The sequence below is a fragment of the Halalkalibacter suaedae genome, assembly GCF_017939705.1.
Classification (GTDB): Bacteria; Bacillota; Bacilli; order Bacillales; family Bacillaceae_D; genus Halalkalibacter; species Halalkalibacter suaedae.
Genome location: NZ_JAGKSQ010000002.1, coordinates 539,095 through 556,243, shown reverse-complemented (window position 1 = coordinate 556,243; position 17,149 = coordinate 539,095). Strand labels below are relative to the sequence as shown.

The 17,149-nt window shown below is 37.2% G+C and carries 16 protein-coding genes; 13 read left to right on the top strand and 3 right to left on the bottom strand.

Annotated elements, in window-relative coordinates; genetic code table 11:
• Nucleotides 1-51: 51 nt before the first annotated feature.
• From J7W16_RS06825 to J7W16_RS06815, 3 genes are all read left to right on the top strand, one after another.
• Nucleotides 52-501 carry a hypothetical protein gene (locus J7W16_RS06825; protein ID WP_210596519.1) on the top strand — a complete coding sequence of 150 codons (450 nt, stop codon included), beginning with the start codon at nt 52-54 and terminating at the stop codon, nt 499-501.
• Between the two features lie 119 nt (nt 502-620).
• Nucleotides 621-899 carry a DUF3219 family protein gene (locus J7W16_RS06820; protein ID WP_210596518.1) on the top strand — a complete coding sequence of 93 codons (279 nt, stop codon included), beginning with the start codon at nt 621-623 and terminating at the stop codon, nt 897-899.
• Entirely contained in the window at nt 896-1,837 is a 942-nt protein-coding gene (locus tag J7W16_RS06815; RefSeq protein WP_210596517.1) for an LLM class flavin-dependent oxidoreductase, read from the top strand. Before J7W16_RS06820 ends, J7W16_RS06815 begins: the two co-directional genes overlap by 4 nt.
• Before the next feature lie 27 nt (nt 1,838-1,864).
• Here the strand turns inward: J7W16_RS06815 and J7W16_RS22140 are convergent, their stop codons facing one another.
• Nucleotides 1,865-1,999, bottom strand: coding sequence for a hypothetical protein (locus J7W16_RS22140; protein ID WP_283246027.1), 135 nt, complete (start codon nt 1,997-1,999; stop codon nt 1,865-1,867).
• Between the two features lie 217 nt (nt 2,000-2,216).
• Here J7W16_RS22140 and J7W16_RS06810 point away from each other — a divergent pair, with 217 nt between their 5' ends.
• On the top strand, nt 2,217-3,683 hold the full coding sequence (locus J7W16_RS06810) for an alanine/glycine:cation symporter family protein (protein WP_210596516.1): 1,467 nt from the start codon (nt 2,217-2,219) through the stop codon (nt 3,681-3,683).
• Between the two features lie 58 nt (nt 3,684-3,741).
• On the opposite strand, the gene J7W16_RS06805 is transcribed toward J7W16_RS06810, so the two are convergent.
• A complete protein-coding gene (locus tag J7W16_RS06805; RefSeq protein WP_210596515.1) occupies nt 3,742-4,389 on the bottom strand; it encodes a 3'-5' exonuclease in 648 nt (215 codons plus the stop codon).
• 306 nt (nt 4,390-4,695) lie between these two features.
• Here J7W16_RS06805 and ppc point away from each other — a divergent pair, with 306 nt between their 5' ends.
• The 3 genes from ppc to J7W16_RS06790 all read left to right on the top strand — a co-directional run bounded on the left by ppc (nt 4,696) and on the right by J7W16_RS06790 (nt 9,428).
• A complete protein-coding gene (ppc, locus tag J7W16_RS06800) occupies nt 4,696-7,449 on the top strand; it encodes a phosphoenolpyruvate carboxylase (protein ID WP_210596514.1) in 2,754 nt (917 codons plus the stop codon).
• 284 nt (nt 7,450-7,733) lie between these two features.
• Entirely contained in the window at nt 7,734-8,591 is an 858-nt protein-coding gene (locus tag J7W16_RS06795; protein ID WP_210596513.1) for a hypothetical protein, read from the top strand.
• A gap of 204 nt (nt 8,592-8,795) precedes the next feature.
• Nucleotides 8,796-9,428 (top strand): spore coat protein, encoded by a 633-nt coding sequence (locus tag J7W16_RS06790; protein WP_210596663.1) that lies wholly within the window; start codon nt 8,796-8,798, stop codon nt 9,426-9,428.
• A gap of 57 nt (nt 9,429-9,485) precedes the next feature.
• Here the strand turns inward: J7W16_RS06790 and J7W16_RS06785 are convergent, their stop codons facing one another.
• On the bottom strand, nt 9,486-10,130 hold the full coding sequence (locus tag J7W16_RS06785; RefSeq protein WP_210596512.1) for a trimeric intracellular cation channel family protein: 645 nt from the start codon (nt 10,128-10,130) through the stop codon (nt 9,486-9,488).
• A gap of 186 nt (nt 10,131-10,316) precedes the next feature.
• Between J7W16_RS06785 and J7W16_RS06780 the strand changes: the two genes are divergently transcribed.
• The 6 genes from J7W16_RS06780 to adhE all read left to right on the top strand — a co-directional run bounded on the left by J7W16_RS06780 (nt 10,317) and on the right by adhE (nt 17,019).
• Nucleotides 10,317-11,759: a DEAD/DEAH box helicase gene (locus tag J7W16_RS06780; RefSeq protein WP_210596511.1), complete on the top strand. Its 1,443-nt coding sequence runs from the start codon at nt 10,317-10,319 to the stop codon at nt 11,757-11,759.
• 368 nt (nt 11,760-12,127) lie between these two features.
• Entirely contained in the window at nt 12,128-12,421 is a 294-nt protein-coding gene (locus J7W16_RS06775; protein WP_210596510.1) for a hypothetical protein, read from the top strand.
• Nucleotides 12,422-12,506: 85 nt separating this feature from the next.
• The gene (locus J7W16_RS06770) at nt 12,507-13,679 is read left to right on the top strand and encodes an LL-diaminopimelate aminotransferase (protein ID WP_419095816.1); all 1,173 of its coding nucleotides are present in this window, start codon (nt 12,507-12,509) and stop codon (nt 13,677-13,679) included.
• Nucleotides 13,680-13,682: 3 nt separating this feature from the next.
• On the top strand, nt 13,683-13,964 hold the full coding sequence (locus J7W16_RS06765; RefSeq protein WP_210596509.1) for a DUF6509 family protein: 282 nt from the start codon (nt 13,683-13,685) through the stop codon (nt 13,962-13,964).
• Nucleotides 13,965-14,147: 183 nt separating this feature from the next.
• Nucleotides 14,148-14,369: a hypothetical protein gene (locus J7W16_RS06760; protein ID WP_210596508.1), complete on the top strand. Its 222-nt coding sequence runs from the start codon at nt 14,148-14,150 to the stop codon at nt 14,367-14,369.
• 46 nt (nt 14,370-14,415) lie between these two features.
• A complete protein-coding gene (adhE, locus tag J7W16_RS06755) occupies nt 14,416-17,019 on the top strand; it encodes a bifunctional acetaldehyde-CoA/alcohol dehydrogenase (RefSeq protein WP_210596507.1) in 2,604 nt (867 codons plus the stop codon).
• The last annotated feature ends 130 nt before the right edge of the window (nt 17,020-17,149 follow it).

The following is a 17,149-nucleotide window of genomic DNA, read 5'->3' as shown; positions in this document are numbered from 1 at the left end:
GTTTAGTATCAATTAAAATAGAAGATATTTCCTAATATAGGGGGTGATGGTTTGAGTCCAGCTTGGTTATTTGTACTAGCAACAGTAATAGCTGTGGTAGGAATTGGATTTGTTTTTAGGAAGATGATGTCGACTTTGGAAGAAGGAATCATTGAAAAACAAATGGTTACTGCTGAGAGTTTTCAAAAAGAGCAATCAAAATTTTTTCTTAAAATCGCACTAGTTGAAATTATTCCAATTTTGTTTGTCGTTCTCGGATTTACGCAACTAGCAACCTATGAAGTCGCAACGCAAACTGAGATCGTGCTTCCGTTAGCTATCGTTATTATCATTGCATTTTTCGGCATTTGGTCGATCGTTATTTCAAGAAGGCAATTATTATCGAACGAGGACATCCCTGAACAAACAAAAAAACTAGTTAATACTAGTGTGTTCATTGGGATGGCAGTTATTAATGCATTTCCTATCATCGCTATAGTTGGTATTTTATCAATGTCATAGGAATGAACAGTCTAAGGGTTAGAAAGCCTTTAGACTTTTTTCTTTTGTGAAATCAATAATTTGTAAAGAGGTTTAGTTGGATGCTATGATTTCTTGGAAGAAGATAGAGGAGGACTTATATGGATGTTTACCTAGATGAAACTAAATTAATTACAAATGATTTTCAAGAGAAAAGTGAGGCGGGTACGCGTAAGATCTCCTTTTCATTTCAAGTGAGTAGTGAAGAGTACCATCACATAACAACTCTCTTGTACAACGAAACGTTCACCGTAAGAGTTCCGTCTAAACAGCTTCATTTTCAAGCAAAGATTTCTCAGTATTCAACCTCAATAACAAATTTATATATTGAAAATCAAATTGGGTTATTTCACTTAGAATTGAGGGAACAGGAGGAATGAAGCTTAGCATATTAGATCAAGCTCCTATTTTATCAGGGATGAATGCACAGGAGGCATTACAGCAATCAGTTTTACTTGCTCAAAAAGGAGAGGAGTTAGGCTACTCAAGGTATTGGATTGCAGAGCATCATGATTTAAACAATTTGGCCTGTTCTGCACCGGAGATTATGCTAGCACATATTGGCTCGCAAACAGCAACGATTCGGATTGGAGCAGGGGCAATATTACTACCTTACTATAAGCCTTACAAGATTGCAGAAGTTTTTAATATGCTTGAGACCTTATTTCCAGGCAGAATTGATTTAGGAATTGGACGTGCACCCGGTGGACCGGCTGAAGCTTCATTGGCCCTTTCAGACCATTATTTAAAAGGCGTTTGGAATCTACCTCATTCCTTGGAAGAATTACTACATTTTTTGAATCATGACTTTCCTCAAGACCACCAATTCTCAAATCTACAAGCATCACCTAGACCCGTTGATTCACCTCGTCCCTGGTTACTTGGAACGAGCCGGAAAAGTGCCAAGCTAGCTGCTGAAAATGGAATGGCCTATGCATTTGCTCATTTCATGAGTGATGTAGATGGGCCAAGTATTGTTAGCAATTACCGAGAAAATTATAAGCAACGACTTGGAACAATGGAAACAATCGTTGCAGTTTCTGTCATCTGTGCAGAAAGAACAGAAAAAGCTGAGGAACTGGCACTTGACTGGTACAAAAAAACTCATTTAAATGAACAGGAATTGAAGGATGATAAAGCACTACTTAGTAAAATGAACAAAAAAATGGTGATTGGAAATCGTGAGGAAGTGGGCGAAAAGCTAACTCAATTACAACATGATTATTGCTGTGATGAGCTGATGATTAATACGAATGTTGATTGTTTTGAATCGCGTTTAAAGTCATATCAGTTAATCGCAGACTTACAAAAAGCCTGAATCAACTATGATTCTGGCTTTTAACGTTTACGGACGTTGCTTTTGTTTTTGATACTTCTGTGCAAGGAGTATTTTTGCCTCATTGTAGCTTAAGCCAGATTCGGCATTTAATCGCTTCACCTCATCAATATTGGTTCCTGTGGATGTTTTATTATTAGTCAAGTATATCTCCTCCTCATTATGATTAGTATTACCGAGAATAGGGGATTTATTAAATTTAAAGAATGAACATGAAAGTGCTTACATAAATTAGTTGTGAGTTTTGCAAACTTGCCGGCGGGATGCAGCTCATTTAAGACATTATTAGATTGCCATAGTCAAAAACTTTCATTATACTATTACAATATTTGAAAAATTATCTTTCGAGGGGGATCTGGAAATGGAAGTATTTTTAGAATGGCTCAATGGTACTCTATGGAGTACACCGATGATTTATTTCTGTCTTGGTGTTGGCCTATTATTCTCAATTTTGACCCGTTTTGTCCAAGTGAGGCATCTTAAAAATATGCTGAAACTTACATTTAGTGGAGAAAGCTCAGCTGCCGGAATTTCTTCATTCCAAGCACTTGCGTTATCGTTATCAGGACGTGTTGGAACCGGTAATATAGCTGGAACAGCAACGGCTATTGCGTTTGGAGGACCTGGTGCTGTCTTTTGGATGTGGACGATTGCATTTATTGGTGCATCCAGTGCTTTTATTGAGTCTACATTAGCTCAAATGTATAAGCAGAAGCAGGATGGTCTTTACCGTGGGGGACCAGCTTATTATATTGAAAAAGGAATTGGCTGGAAATGGTATGCAATCCTTTTTGCGATAGCAGCATTACTGGCAATGGCATTGTTGATGCCTGGGATTCAAGCAAATTCAATTGCGATTGCAATGGACAATGCTTTCAGTATTAATACGTATGTGACTGCCTCCATCTTAGTTCTTATTATTGGTATTATTATTATTGGTGGAGTTAAACGAATTGCAAATGTAGCACAAGTCATAGTTCCATTCATGGCTGTAGCTTACATTGTTCTGTCAATTATTATTATTTTATTTAATATTACCGAGCTACCAGCTGTCATTGGTTTAATTGTCAGTAGTGCTTTTGGTGCTGACGCAGCCTTCGGTGGAATCATCGGTCTTGCTATTACATGGGGTGTTAAGCGAGGAATCTATTCGAATGAAGCAGGACAAGGAACAGGACCGCACGCAGCTGCAGCGGCTGAAGTATCCCATCCAGCAAAACAAGGTCTTGTGCAATCTTTTTCTGTATATATCGATACTTTACTAGTCTGTTCTGCGACAGCTTTCATGATCTTATTTACAGGGATGTATAATGTGGCTGACCCAAATAATGAAGGAGAATATCTAGTCAACTATATTGGTGAAATTCCAGCTGGAGCTGAGTATACTCAAGCTGCAATTGAATCGGCTATTCCTGGCTTTGGAGCTTCTTTCGTTGCTGTTGCCTTATTCTTCTTTGCCTTCACAACAATTATGGCTTATTACTATATCGCTGAAACGAATATCACTTACTTAATACGAGGAAAGTATAGCAAAGCAGCCATGTTTATTCTAAAGATCATATTACTTATATCGGTCTTTTATGGATCGGTTGGGAAATCGGATATCGCATGGCACTTAGGGGATATCGGTCTCGGGATTATGGTATGGTTAAATTTAATTGCGATCTTAATTTTAGCTAAACCTGCCCTACGCGTATTGAAAGATTTTGAAAAGCAAAGTAAGCAGGGGATTGACCCTGTATTTGATCCTAAAAAGCTAGGAATCAAAAATGCAGATTACTGGGAAAATGAGTACGAAAAAGACCAAAAAACAAAAAAAGAACAATAATTTTTTTACGAAGTGTCTCTTTAATCGAGGCACTTTTTTTGTGTTTTTGCTTTTAGAACTATTTCTCTTTAGTTGTAAGTTTCTGTTTTCCAAGCTGTATCTTACTTTTTAATCTGGCCTTTTTAAATTTTAATTCATACGATTTAATATCTTTCTCGGTTAATGTATTTGTTTGGAGCTGTATTTTATCATTAAATTTAATAAATAAGTAGGCTGTGTTAATGGCATCATCAATTCCTCGATGTGCTTTTCCAACCGGTTCGATGCCAGCAAGCATTAATGCATTCTTTAATCCTATTTGATTTGTTCCTTCAGTAGTCAACGCAGCACCAATTACTTTTTGAATGTCATTGTAGTTCTTAAACCAGCCCAAATCTACTTTCTTACGAATGGATTCGTCAATGATATGCATACGATCATCTTTCCCCCACGAACATAAGAAATAATCCTCAGCTAGCCAATCGGCAAATTGCTGAATGGCTTCGTCAAATGGAATGGCATTATTTATATCCTCTTCAGTCATTTTGATAAATTTTCTCGTGCTTTTAGATATATGGCCATGCTTTGGAAGGACGTATTGTTGAAACTGATCAACAATCTTCATTTGTTTTAGATTAACCTTGCAGGCACCTATCTCTACTATCTCACTTAATTGTCCTTTTCTAAATCGTTTAATTAATTCTAGATCAAAAATAACAGCATCCAAATCTAGTCATCCTTTCTCACTCGTAGGGTACTATCTACTATCCTAACACATTGTAGAAAATGTCGAAAATCAGATGAAAAAACTGAGAAAAGAAAGCGGTATATACCAAATAGTCAGATAATATTTGATTGTTTTCTTTACACTATGATACTATAGTAAGTACCTATAACTTTGTGACATTTCTTTACTATAGGGACGTTATTTGTCCATAAAGGTCACCAGTTGTCCCTGTTTCACTGTGTTTGTTTGAGAAACTGAAAAATAGGGTATATGTTATTTAGGAGTTTTTTAAAAGGAGATGAGTACATGATTGATGTAGCAGATAGTAATTCGCTATTAAGAAGTGATGTTAAGAAGCTTGGAAATATCTTAGGGGAAATACTTGTTCATCATGGTGGGATTTCGCTTTTTAACAAAGTTGAATCAATTAGAGAGATGACCAAAAATTTACGAAAAAATCATGACGAAGATGTTTATAAAAAGCTAAAACAAGAAATTGGTACATTACAACCTCCAGTAAGACAAAATGTCATTCGTGCATTTTCTGTTTATTTTCATCTCGTTAATATTGCTGAACAAAATCATCGAATTCGCCGTCGTAGACAATATCAGCTTCAAGAAAACGGTGTTGTTCAACCTGTATCGATCGAAAGTGCAGTTGCAGCAATTAAAGAACATGGCTTCTCACAGGAATATGTTCAACAAGTTATTGATGACTTATCAATCGAGCTAATTATTACAGCTCATCCGACTGAGGCAACTAAACGAACTGTACTTGAGATTCAAAAAAGAATTTCAATTATCCTTCAAGAATGTGATAACCCTCAATTATCTAAACAAAAACGTAAAGAGCTTGATGAGGAATTATTTAATGAAGTCACAGCCCTTTGGCAAACAGACGAGCTTCGTCATCGTAAGCCAACAGTAATCGATGAAGTGAAGAATGGTTTATATTATTTTGACCAAACATTATTTGATGTATTACCTGATATTCACCAGGAATTAGAAGACCAGCTTGAAGGGTATTTTCCTGATAGTAAATGGTCAGTGCCTAACTTCTTAAAGTTTGGTTCGTGGATTGGTGGCGACCGTGATGGTAATCCTAACGTAACTCCAGAAATCACATGGGAAACCCTAAATCTTCAAAGACAACTCGTATTAAAGAAGTATAAGGAATCGATTGTTGATTTAATGAAGCGATATAGTCACTCTACATACCGTGTTGCAATCAGTGCTGAGTTAATTAAGTCAGTTGAAGAAGACGAGGAAATTTATCTAGAGAAGAGCGAAGCATGGCCTGTTGAATCAGAGGTCTATCGTCGTAAATTCGCGGTTATTACAAAGCGTCTCGAAGAAGTAGGGAAATCTGAAGTTGGATATACAGATGCCCAAGAGCTTCTAAATGACCTTTTATTAATTAAAGAAAGTGCTGAAATTCATCAGCCTGCAAATCGTAAGTTAAAGTCAATTCGCAAATTGATTCGTCAGGTTGAATTATTTGGCTTTCATTTAGTCACTCTAGATATCCGTAATCATAGTGGTGAACATGAGTCTGCCATTGCTGAGCTATTAAAAGTTGTTAATATCACTCCAGATTATAAGAGTCTTTCTGAAGAAGAGAAGTTAAAGCTTCTAGAAGAAGTATTGAATGAGCCTCGTCCTGTTTTATTATTAGAAGAGGATTATTCAAAGGAAACACAAGAAGTACTGAAAGTGTTTAAAATGATTAAGGATGCTCACGGTGAATTCGGTAAGCGTTCAATCGAAGTTTACTTAGTTAGTATGACACAAGATTCAAGTGACTTACTTGAAGTTCTTGTCTTAGCTAAGGAAGCAGGGATCTATCGTCTGTATGCTGATGGAGAAGTACAGAGTAATTTAAATGTTGCTCCATTACTTGAAACCGTTGATGACCTTATCGCTGGACCGAATATTATGAAAACATTATTTAAAATGGATATATACCGCAACCACATCAGCGAACGTGGGAATCATCAAGAAATCATGCTCGGGTACTCAGATGGTAGTAAAGACGGTGGTACGTTAACTGCGAACTGGAAGCTCTTCAAAGCCCAACAAGAGATTCATGATATGGCAAAGGAATTTAACATTGGCTTAAAATTCTTCCATGGACGTGGTGGTTCACTAGGTCGTGGGGGCGGTCCACTTAATCGTAGTATTCTTTCTCAACCAGCTGAAACGTTAAATGATGGTGTTAAGATTACAGAGCAAGGGGAAGTGCTGTCATCACGTTACTTGTTAACAGACATCGCATACCGTAACCTTGAACAAGCCGCTTCTGCTCTAATTGAAGCATCTGCAAAAGTATCTAAGAATTCAGAGCAGGGTCATTTCCGTGAAACATCATGGGAAGATGCACTTGAGGAAGTTTCAAAAGAATCATTAACGAAATACCAGTCACTTGTATTTGAAGATAAAGACTTTTTAACTTACTTTAAACAAGCAACACCTTTACGTGAATTAGGAGCTTTAAATATTGGTTCTAGACCAATGAGTCGTAAAGGTAGTGAGCGTTTTGAAGATCTTCGTGCCATTCCTTGGGTATTTGCATGGACTCAGTCTAGACAGATGATCCCAGCTTGGTATGCAGCAGGTACAGGTCTTGATTCTTTCGCTTCTAAAAGTGAAGAAAATCTCAAGTTGTTACAGACAATGTATGAAAAATGGCCGTTCTTCCAGTCAACTATTAATAACCTGCAATTAGCTTTAATGAAAGCTGATTTAACAGCAGCGAAAGAATACATTAGTTTAGTTGAAGATCAAGCGATTGGTGAGCGAATCTTCAATAATATTGCTGATGAATACAATCGAACACGCCAGATTTTACTTGCGATTACCGGTAGTGATGAATTACTTGATCATACTCCGAACATCCAAGAATCTATTCACAGACGTAATCCGTATGTTGATCCACTTAACTTCTTACAAGTTGATTTAATCCATAAGATGCGTACGTCTGAAGAGCAATCAGAGGAATTTTTGACAGAAGTACTGTTAACTATTTCTGGAGTTGCTGCAGGACTCGTGAATACGGGTTGATCTAAATCATTCATTAGCAATAATGATGTTCCGACCTTATGCAAACCGCCCTTGAGAATTACATTCTCAAGGGCGGTTTTTTTGTAATCTTATCTTCAAAGGAATGCGTACCCGCACTTTGCTGGTAAATGGCGAAGATCTTCATGGTAGTTTGTTATTAATCATCTTATTGTAGAGACTTTTGGCTAAGTTAATAATCGATTATTGTATTAATATGTGCTAATTCATTTGATGGTTTGGGAGAAGTGAATTGAGGAAATATGCACAAATAGGAGGGATTCATCATGAAAAAAATTCTTATTTTAATTTTCATTCATTTATTCTTGGTTGCTTGTTCTTCAAACCAGAGTAACTCAATTGAAGAAGATAATGTGACTAATACAAATCTAGAGAGTGAGGAGCAACAAGTTGAACAAGATTCATCTACGGGAACAGAGCAAGAACAGCAAGGGAACGAAACGGTTCAAGAAAATGCTGAACAAAGCGAAGTCGAGATGAATAAATCCGTTGCTAGAGATGTTTTAACAAACTATAAAGATACATTTACTGAATTGATTGATCGAGCTAGTGAAGGTGGTCGACTTGAGCAATTTCAATCATTTGAAGAGTTGCGGGAGTATTTACAAACGGCGATGTCTGATGATTTGGCACAAATGTTTGTAGACACTTATTTTCGAAAAAGTGAAGCCGGGGCGATCATCTTGAAAGCGATGGATGCACCGACATGGCTTGATGCAGATCAGTCGTTTCGTCTTGAAGAAATGGCCAATCAAAAATGGAAGATAACCCAGGAAAGAAATAATGAGCTTCTAGGGCATCGTAACATGATTTATATCCTAACTATAGATCAAGAAAATTGGATTGTTGATGATGTTCAATCAGAAGAAGTGAACCTAGAAAATCAGTCGGAGCCCGAGGGGATAACAGAAGAAACAGCAGTTTCCAATGTTAGAGATCACCTTGAAATCACTGAAGAATCGGATACTATTGTTGAAATGGATCATTTGAATGAAAATGGTCATTATGTTGTACATGTATATGACGTGATTGAGCATGAAAATAATCAAGGCTCACATACTGCAACGGTTGGATGGTATAACGTTAATAAAAAATCAGGTGAGATTAACAACTTGTTTGAATAAAAGATGACAAAATAGGTTTGTTTAACTGTACTTATTAAATGACCTAAAATAAGATAAATTCAAAATACTTCCATCTGGTCTTTGTAAATAGAAGTTGAAGTTTTTGATCATAATAACTGGCGTACCACACAAACACACATGGGGGAATGACACTTGCAAAACCAAACAATGTCATCAATGCACAATCAGAATGGTTCGTTTAATATGGCTGCTACTCGCGGAATGATTGCACAATCAGAACAAGTTGGTCACCAATTAAATCATGGTGGTCACGAAATGTTTGATGTTCATGAAGTATTATCATCTACAACAAATGTTCTTGATTCTTATATGATGTTCCGTTCATTTGTAAAGGATCCTGAATTAATGGATATACTTGAACGACAGTATTCGTTTATTCTGGATCAATACAATATTACTTGTGAATGTTTTTCAACTGGCCAAGATCCATCACATCATACGAAAAAGTATATGATGAAACAAAGTAATGATGTGATATATGGTCTCAAGCCAAGTCAGCCTAAAAAACCGATCCAATCAGTAAATGACATTAAAGATTCTGGTATTGCTTGTCATATGCTTGGGCTAATCAAATCATCTGCATCAATGCTTGCAATGTCAGCACTTGAAGTCACAAACCCTGTCGTTAGACGTGTGCTTGCTGACTCGGTACCAAACTATATTGAAATGGCTTATGAGATTTTCTTGTACGAAAATAAGCAGCATCAATATCAAGTTCCACAATTAGCACAACAAGACATGAATGCGATGTCAAATGCATATACAACAATGTCTATGCAACCACAAATGCCAATTGCTGGACAGTACCGTCAGTAGTAAGAAAGGCAGATCCTTTTGGATCTGCCTTCTTCATTTTCTTATATCCTCTACTTATTATGAAGTTTGTTTACTGTATGGTTGATGAGGTTTACTTGAACGGAAGGGGGTCCTTGGCAATGACCAATTGTATCTGACTGAAATAAGTCTAAGTACAACGATAATAGCAAAAAGAGTATATAATCCTAAGTCCGATTGGAATACATTCAATCCGATGAGTAATCCTGCTAGCATCGCCCAAAGTGCATAAATTTCACTTCGAAATATCATTGGCTGTCTTCTAGCTAAAAGGTCACGAATGACACCACCACCTGTTCCTGTAAGAGCTCCGGCAGTAATAACTGCAATCAGAGGCAGCCCAGCTGCTTTCGCGTAAAGTGCACCCTGAATTGCAAATGCAGCGAGACCTAATGCATCAAAAGATTGACCCCATTTAGTCCAATGACGTAGCAGGAGGGAAGGAAAGAAAAAAAGAACAGTAATTGCAAGAAAAGCAATAATAAACAGTTCCCCTTGTTCCCAAACAGCAGAAATAGGAACCCCTATAAGGAGATTTCGAACGGCTCCTCCCCCAAAAGCACAGCAGAAGCCAAGTGTATATACGCCTAGTAGATCATATTCAATTTCTTTATCAAGAGCAACCATTGCTCCACTAAGGGCAAATGCAATGGTCCCAATTATATTTAATACATCCCAAACCAAAGTAGCAACCCGTCCTTTTATGTATGTCGTTCTAGATGAATACCATAGACAATTATAAAGGATAAATGGAATATTACAATCAATAATTGTAAAAACTAAGCTGTTAGAACAAGGTCTTGAATTTCATGTATAATAAGATAACTATAAAGGTACTATTTAAAATACTAGCGTTAGTAAGGAGTAATTATGACTTTGCATTTTTCTGATTTTCAATTAAAACAAGAATTAACACTCGCCCTCGATAAGTTGAATTATAAACATCCAACTGAAGTCCAGTCAGAAGTCATACCAATTGCATTAAATAAACGTGATTTAGTTGTGAAATCTCAAACTGGCAGTGGCAAAACAGCTGCGTTTGTCATACCCATTTGTCAACTAGTTGAATGGGAAGAGAATAAGCCGCAGGCATTAATCTTAACGCCGACGAGGGAACTTGCTGCACAGATTAAAGAGGAAATCACGAATATCGGTAGATTTAAAAGAATTAAGGCAACGGCTGTATATGGGAAAAGCTCGTTTGAAAAGCAAAAGCATGAACTTAAACAAAAATCTCATGTCGTTGTAGGAACACCAGGACGCGTACTTGATCATTTAGAGAAAGGAACTCTTGATGTAGGAAAACTTACATGTTTAGTTTTGGATGAAGCAGATGAAATGCTAAATATGGGGTTTATTGATCAAGTGGAATCGATCATCCAAAAGCTCCCACAACCTAGGGTATCAATGTTTTTTTCTGCTACACTCCCTGACGATATAGCGTTACTGAGTGAAAAGTATCTTAATGATCCTGTGACAATTGATATTAAAAAAACAGATGTATTGAGAGAGAAAATTACTCATACAGCCATCGATGTGAGAGATCATGAAAAAGATGATGTACTAAAAAACATCACAATAGTTGAAAATCCTGACAGCTGTATTATTTTTTGCGGTACACAAGAGCAAGTCAACAAAGTATTTAATCAATTAGATGATGAGGGATATCCATGTGATAAAATTCATGGTGGCATGAGACAGGAAGATCGATTTGATGTAATGGCTGATTTTAAGAGAGGGAGATTCCGTTATCTTGTTGCTACAGATGTTGCTGCAAGGGGAATAGATATCGATAATATTAGTCTTGTGATTAATTATGATCTTCCAAATGAAAAGGAAAGCTATGTTCACCGGACAGGACGAACAGGTCGCGCGGGAAGAACAGGTAAGGCCATTTCATTTGTAACACCATCAGAGCATAAAGATTTAGAAGAAATTGAACAATTTATCGGAACAGAGATTCCAAAAGTGATCCAGCCTTCTCAAGTTGAAGTGTCAAGAAAGCGAGAGTCATTCGAAAAGAAACTTGAGGTGAGACCTAAATTAATCAAAGATAAAAGTGAATCACTAAATGAAGATATTATGAAGCTTTATTTTAATGGAGGCAAAAAGAAGAAAATTCGTGCCATTGATTTTGTTGGAACAATCACGAAAATTGCCGGAATCACTTCTGATGATATAGGTATTATAACGATACAGGAAAATGTTTCCTATGTTGATATTCTAAATGGAAAAGGTCCAACTGTATTAAAAGAAATGAAGAATACGACAGTAAAAGGTAAGTTGTTAAAAGTCCATAAGGCGAAGAAATAAGAGAAGATGGCCACGAAAGTGACCATCTTCTCTTTCTAATCCCAACTACAATCTGCGGTCGTAACGATAATTGTCTTTTACAGACACCTCATTTTTCATTCATGTTAGAAACAATCTTGAAATCCTCGGCTACTGTACAATGCAACCACCTCTTTAAAGGTTAATCGAAACTTTCCTTGTAATTGTGGGACGAGTTGAGGAGCATTTGCTGCCTCAATAAATAGGATAACCATGAATCAAAATATTACTCATAATCGTGAGATAAAACTTTTTAAATTTTTTTTACTCAATAATAGACATAAGCCCATACAAAATAGACGATACCACCATAGGCTACAATGTAGCGTTAAAAAAGGGAGGCGACTTATATGTACGGTTATGGATATAGAGGAGCAGATACAAGATTTGGTCATGATGGACTTAGTCCAGTTGGAGCTGGATTATTAGGAGCAGGCTTAGGCTTCTTAGGTGGAGGCTTATTATCTGGCCCTGGATTTGGTGGCGGTTATGGTTATCCAGGTGGCTATGGCGGCTATGGTGGTTACGGAGGTTTCGGTGGCGGTTATGGTTACCCAGGTTATGGCTATGGCGGCTACGGCGGTTATGGCTACGGTGGATTCCCTGGCTATGGTCCGCGCCCACGTCCACGTCCTTTCATCTAATGAATCGCTCACTAAAGTAACCCAAGGTATTTTCCTTGGGTTACTTTCTTGTTATAATATTGTGACATGAGCTATGGGGGATTTGATAATATTGTTATTTTCTACTAAAATGAATGCTTTTCAAACAAGTATCTTTAATGAGCTTTCAACATATAAAAAAAATAAACTGAATGCTGGACATACTATGATTGACCTAAGCATCGGAAGTCCAGATTTACCACCTCCTTCTTTCATCATTGAGACATTAAAAACTACTGTGACTGATCCTACTTCTTATAACTATTCTTTATCAGGAAGTAGTGAATTTCTAGAAGCGGTTGCAAGTTATTACTTAAGGAAGTATCAAGTCTCATTAAACTCTGAAGAAGTATTAATGGTAATGGGTTCACAGGATGGGTTGGTGCATTTACCAAGTGTTATTACAAACCCTGGAGACGTTATTTTAGTGCCGAACCCTGGCTATACTGCCTATGCTGCCGGAATCGCATTAGCGGAGGCAACTGCTTATTCAATGCCATTACAGGCAGAAAATCATTTTTTACCTGATTTAGAGCAAATTCCGGAAGAAATACGTCATAAAGCAAAAATGATGATTTTAAACTTCCCCGGTAATCCAGTCCCAGCTATGGCCTCAAGTCAATTCTTTAAAGAGGTAGTTGAGTTTGCAAAAAAATACGATATTATTGTTCTTCATGATTTTGCTTATTCTGAATTGTATTATGAAGACAAGCCAATCAGTTTTTTATCAATTGATGGAGCAAAAGAGATCGGGGTTGAATTTAACTCGCTTTCAAAAAGCTTTAATATGGCTGGTTGTCGGATTGGATACGTTGTCGGGAATCCTGACATCCTTGCTGCACTAAATCGCTTGAAATCGAATTTGGATTTTGGTGTGTTCCTTCCAATTCAACAAGCGGCGACATGTGCCCTTAATGATACATCAACATTTAGTGATGAATTGAGGACAACCTACAAAAGAAGAAGAGATGTGTTGGTGGATGGTCTTCACTCGATTGGCTGGGAAGTGGATTGTCCCAAGGCATCGATGTTTGTCTGGGCGAAAGTTCCTACTACAGATACCTCAACAGAATTTGCATATAAGGTAATGGATCAAGCAGGTGTTGTCATGATACCCGGAAATGCATTTGGTAGCGGTGGTGAAGGTTATATGAGGATTGCACTTGTTCAAAATGAAGATCAACTACAACAAGCAGTAAATCAATTAAAACATAGTGGTCTTTTCAATAGAAAGGGGTAAGACATGAATATTATTGAGCACACGGTCGAGAAGGTACAGGATCCAGTAGGTATTATCGTTGGAGATCGTTATGAATTCTTTTTATCGATTGAGGTTGATGAAGAAGATGACCTCTACTCAGAAAAGGGGATTTACATCCGAGTTATTCTTGCAGTTAATAATCAGGATCTACATATTAAGCAGTACCAAATAGTTGAATATGATACGGAAGAACAATTGGATTTTGAATTAGAGGATGATGAACTACAATTAATTAAAGAATACTGTCAGGATCATCTAGTTTAAGTTCATACTGAAAAAGTGGCTCACTTTAAAGGATATACACACCTTTAAAGTGAGCCATTTTTTTATAAAAAAATTATATGAAAATTTTTCCTATTTGTGATCAACATCACTTCTTTCAGGTTTCTTAAAAAGTATATTTGAGTTGTAAGAGAGAGATGAAGTGGGAATGGAGGATGAAACGAGATGTTTCATGAATGGAGAGATTTTTCAACGGATAGTGAAAGTTATAGCAAACAAGATTTTGAAGCATTAGTCAATGATGAGTTTGTCGCTATGATGTTTTTAAATGATGAGATCCCAGCCTACATTTGGACAACTAACTATGTATGTGTCATTCAGAGAAGTACGCGAATGATTGATGAAATTTCAATTACGAAAATCCCAAGAAATCCGGTTTGTGCCTAATGATCTAAACATAAATAAAGAATTAGAAAACTGAGGAGGAATAATCATGGCAGTAGATCAAAAAAAGGTTGATGAGCAAGCGAATGTCTTAAAATCAATTGGAAAGCTTGTTGAAAATGGTCAACTTGCATTAAAGGAATTTATGGCTCTTAATCAAGAACAAGTTGATGAAATTGTAAAGGCAATGGCTCTTGCAGGACTTGAACGACATATGGACTTAGCGAAATTAGCTGTTGAAGAAACAAACCGTGGGGTATATGAAGACAAAATTATTAAAAACCTTTTCTCAACAGAATACGTCTACCATAACATTAAGTATGATAAAACGGTTGGCGTTATTAATGAAAATCAACAGGATGGTTTAGTTGAGATTGCTGAGCCGGTAGGAGTAGTAGCGGGTGTTACTCCTGTGACAAATCCGACATCTACGACAATGTTTAAAGCATTGATCGCGATAAAAACAAGAAATCCAATTGTGTTTGCGTTTCATCCTTCAGCCCAAAAGAGTAGTAGTGAAGCTGCTCGTACACTAAGGGATGCAGCAATTCTCGCTGGGGCACCTGAGCATTGTATCCAGTGGGTAGAAACTCCAAGTATTGCGGCAACACAAGCATTAATGAATCACGAAGGCATTGCTCTAGTTCTTGCGACAGGAGGAGCTGGAATGGTGAAATCGGCTTACAGCACAGGAAAACCTGCACTAGGTGTCGGACCAGGTAATGTCCCGTGCTATATTGAAAAAACGGCTAATATTAAGCGCTCTGTTAATGACTTAATTTTATCTAAGACGTTTGATAATGGCATGATATGTGCATCTGAACAAGCAGTAATTATTGATGACGTTATTTATGAGGAAGTAAAAAGTGAACTCATATATAATAAGTGCTATTTTTTAAGTGAGGCAGAAAAGGCAAAAGTTGAAAAGCTTGTTATTAATGAGGAAAAATGTGCGGTTAATCCTGATATTGTCGGAAAATCAGCTGCATTCATCGCAAAGCTTGCGGGTGTTAAGGTGCCTGAGGACACGAAAATCTTAATTGCAGAAATTAAAGGAGTCGGTCCTGAATATCCACTATCTCGCGAAAAATTAAGTCCTGTTCTCGCTTGCTTCCGTGTGAAGACAACTGAAGAAGGACTTACACGAGCTGAAGAAATGCTTGAATTTGGCGGACTAGGTCACTCTGCCGTTATCCATTCTGAAGATCAGAATGTGATAACACAATTTGGTACGAGAATGAAAGCAAGTCGGATCATTTCAAACGCTCCATCTTCACAAGGGGCAATTGGTGACATTTATAACGCATATTTGCCTTCATTAACCTTAGGTTGCGGTTCTTATGGTAAAAATTCAATCTCTACAAATGTAGGTACCGTACATTTATTAAATATCAAAAAATTAGCACGGAGAAATGTCAATATGCAATGGTTCAAGATTCCACCTAAAATTTACTTTGAAAAGAATTCAGTTCAATATTTAGCTAAAATGCCGAATATCTCAAAAGCTATTATTGTAACTGATGAAGGAATGGTTAAGCTCGGCTATGTCGATAAAGTACTTTATTATTTGAGAAAGCGTGCTGACTATGTTCATTGCGAAATTTTCTCTGATGTTGAACCAGATCCATCAATTGAAACAGTTGAAAAAGGTGCGGAAATGATGAGGAATTTCCAACCCGATTGTATTATTGCACTTGGTGGGGGATCTGCAATGGACGCAGCAAAAGGAATGTGGCTGTTCTATGAACACCCTGATACCGATTTTTCTGGGTTAAAGCAAAAGTTCTTAGATATTCGTAAGCGAATTTTTAAATATCCGATGCTCGGGAAGCAAGCTCAATTTGTTGCGATTCCAACAACATCTGGAACTGGTTCTGAAGTGACTTCATTTGCTGTTATTACAGATAAGAAACAGAACATTAAATATCCGTTAGCTGATTATGAGTTAACACCAGACGTTGCGATCATCGATCCACAGTTTGTTATGACAGTTCCTAAGCATGTAACAGCAGATACAGGAATGGATGTTCTGACCCATGCGATTGAGGCCTATGTCTCTAATATGGCTAATGACTATACAGATGGACTCGCGATAAAAGCAATTCAATTAGTATTTGAGTATTTACCTAGAGCCTACAGAAATGGGATGGATGAGGTGGCTAGGGAGAAGATGCATAATGCTTCAACGATTGCGGGGATGGCTTTTGCAAATGCATTCCTCGGTATTAATCACAGTCTTGCCCATAAATTAGGTGCCGAATTCCATATTGCTCATGGTCGCTCTAATACGATCTTGATGCCACATGTCATTCGCTATAATGCCCTAAAGCCAACGAAGTTTACAGCATTTCCGAAGTATGAACATTTTATTGCTGATAAGCGTTATGCGGAGATTGCAAAAGTATTAGGTCTTCCTGCTCGGACAACCGAAGAGGGTGTGGAAAGTTTAGTACAAGCGATTATTAAGCTAGCTAAAGAAATGGATATACCGATGAGTATTAAAGATAATGGTGTCGATGCAAAGGTATTTGAAAGTAAAGTTGAGTATTTAGCTGAGCGTGCATTTGAGGATCAGTGTACGACGGCTAATCCTAAGCTACCGTTAGTAAGTGAATTAGCTGATGTGTACCGAGCTGCCTATAAAGGAGTCTAATTAATAATCTTGTAGAGTGTCTCAAGACTAAATTGGGACACTCTTTTTCAAGCTAGAGAGCAATCGCACTAATTAATTCTGTTCAAAAATACGTCAAAAAATTAACTGCTTAATTGTGATTTTAATCACT

Coding starts and splice junctions, on each gene's coding strand:
- J7W16_RS06820 (WP_210596518.1), top strand. CDS start 621: ATGGATGTTTACCTAGATGAAACTAAATTAATTACAAATGATTTTCAA.
- J7W16_RS06815 (WP_210596517.1), top strand. CDS start 896: ATGAAGCTTAGCATATTAGATCAAGCTCCTATTTTATCAGGGATGAAT.
- J7W16_RS06810 (WP_210596516.1), top strand. CDS start 2,217: ATGGAAGTATTTTTAGAATGGCTCAATGGTACTCTATGGAGTACACCG.
- ppc (WP_210596514.1), top strand. CDS start 4,696: ATGATTGATGTAGCAGATAGTAATTCGCTATTAAGAAGTGATGTTAAG.
- J7W16_RS06795 (WP_210596513.1), top strand. CDS start 7,734: ATGAAAAAAATTCTTATTTTAATTTTCATTCATTTATTCTTGGTTGCT.
- J7W16_RS06790 (WP_210596663.1), top strand. CDS start 8,796: ATGGCTGCTACTCGCGGAATGATTGCACAATCAGAACAAGTTGGTCAC.
- J7W16_RS06780 (WP_210596511.1), top strand. CDS start 10,317: ATGACTTTGCATTTTTCTGATTTTCAATTAAAACAAGAATTAACACTC.
- J7W16_RS06775 (WP_210596510.1), top strand. CDS start 12,128: ATGTACGGTTATGGATATAGAGGAGCAGATACAAGATTTGGTCATGAT.
- J7W16_RS06765 (WP_210596509.1), top strand. CDS start 13,683: ATGAATATTATTGAGCACACGGTCGAGAAGGTACAGGATCCAGTAGGT.
- J7W16_RS06760 (WP_210596508.1), top strand. CDS start 14,148: ATGTTTCATGAATGGAGAGATTTTTCAACGGATAGTGAAAGTTATAGC.
- adhE (WP_210596507.1), top strand. CDS start 14,416: ATGGCAGTAGATCAAAAAAAGGTTGATGAGCAAGCGAATGTCTTAAAA.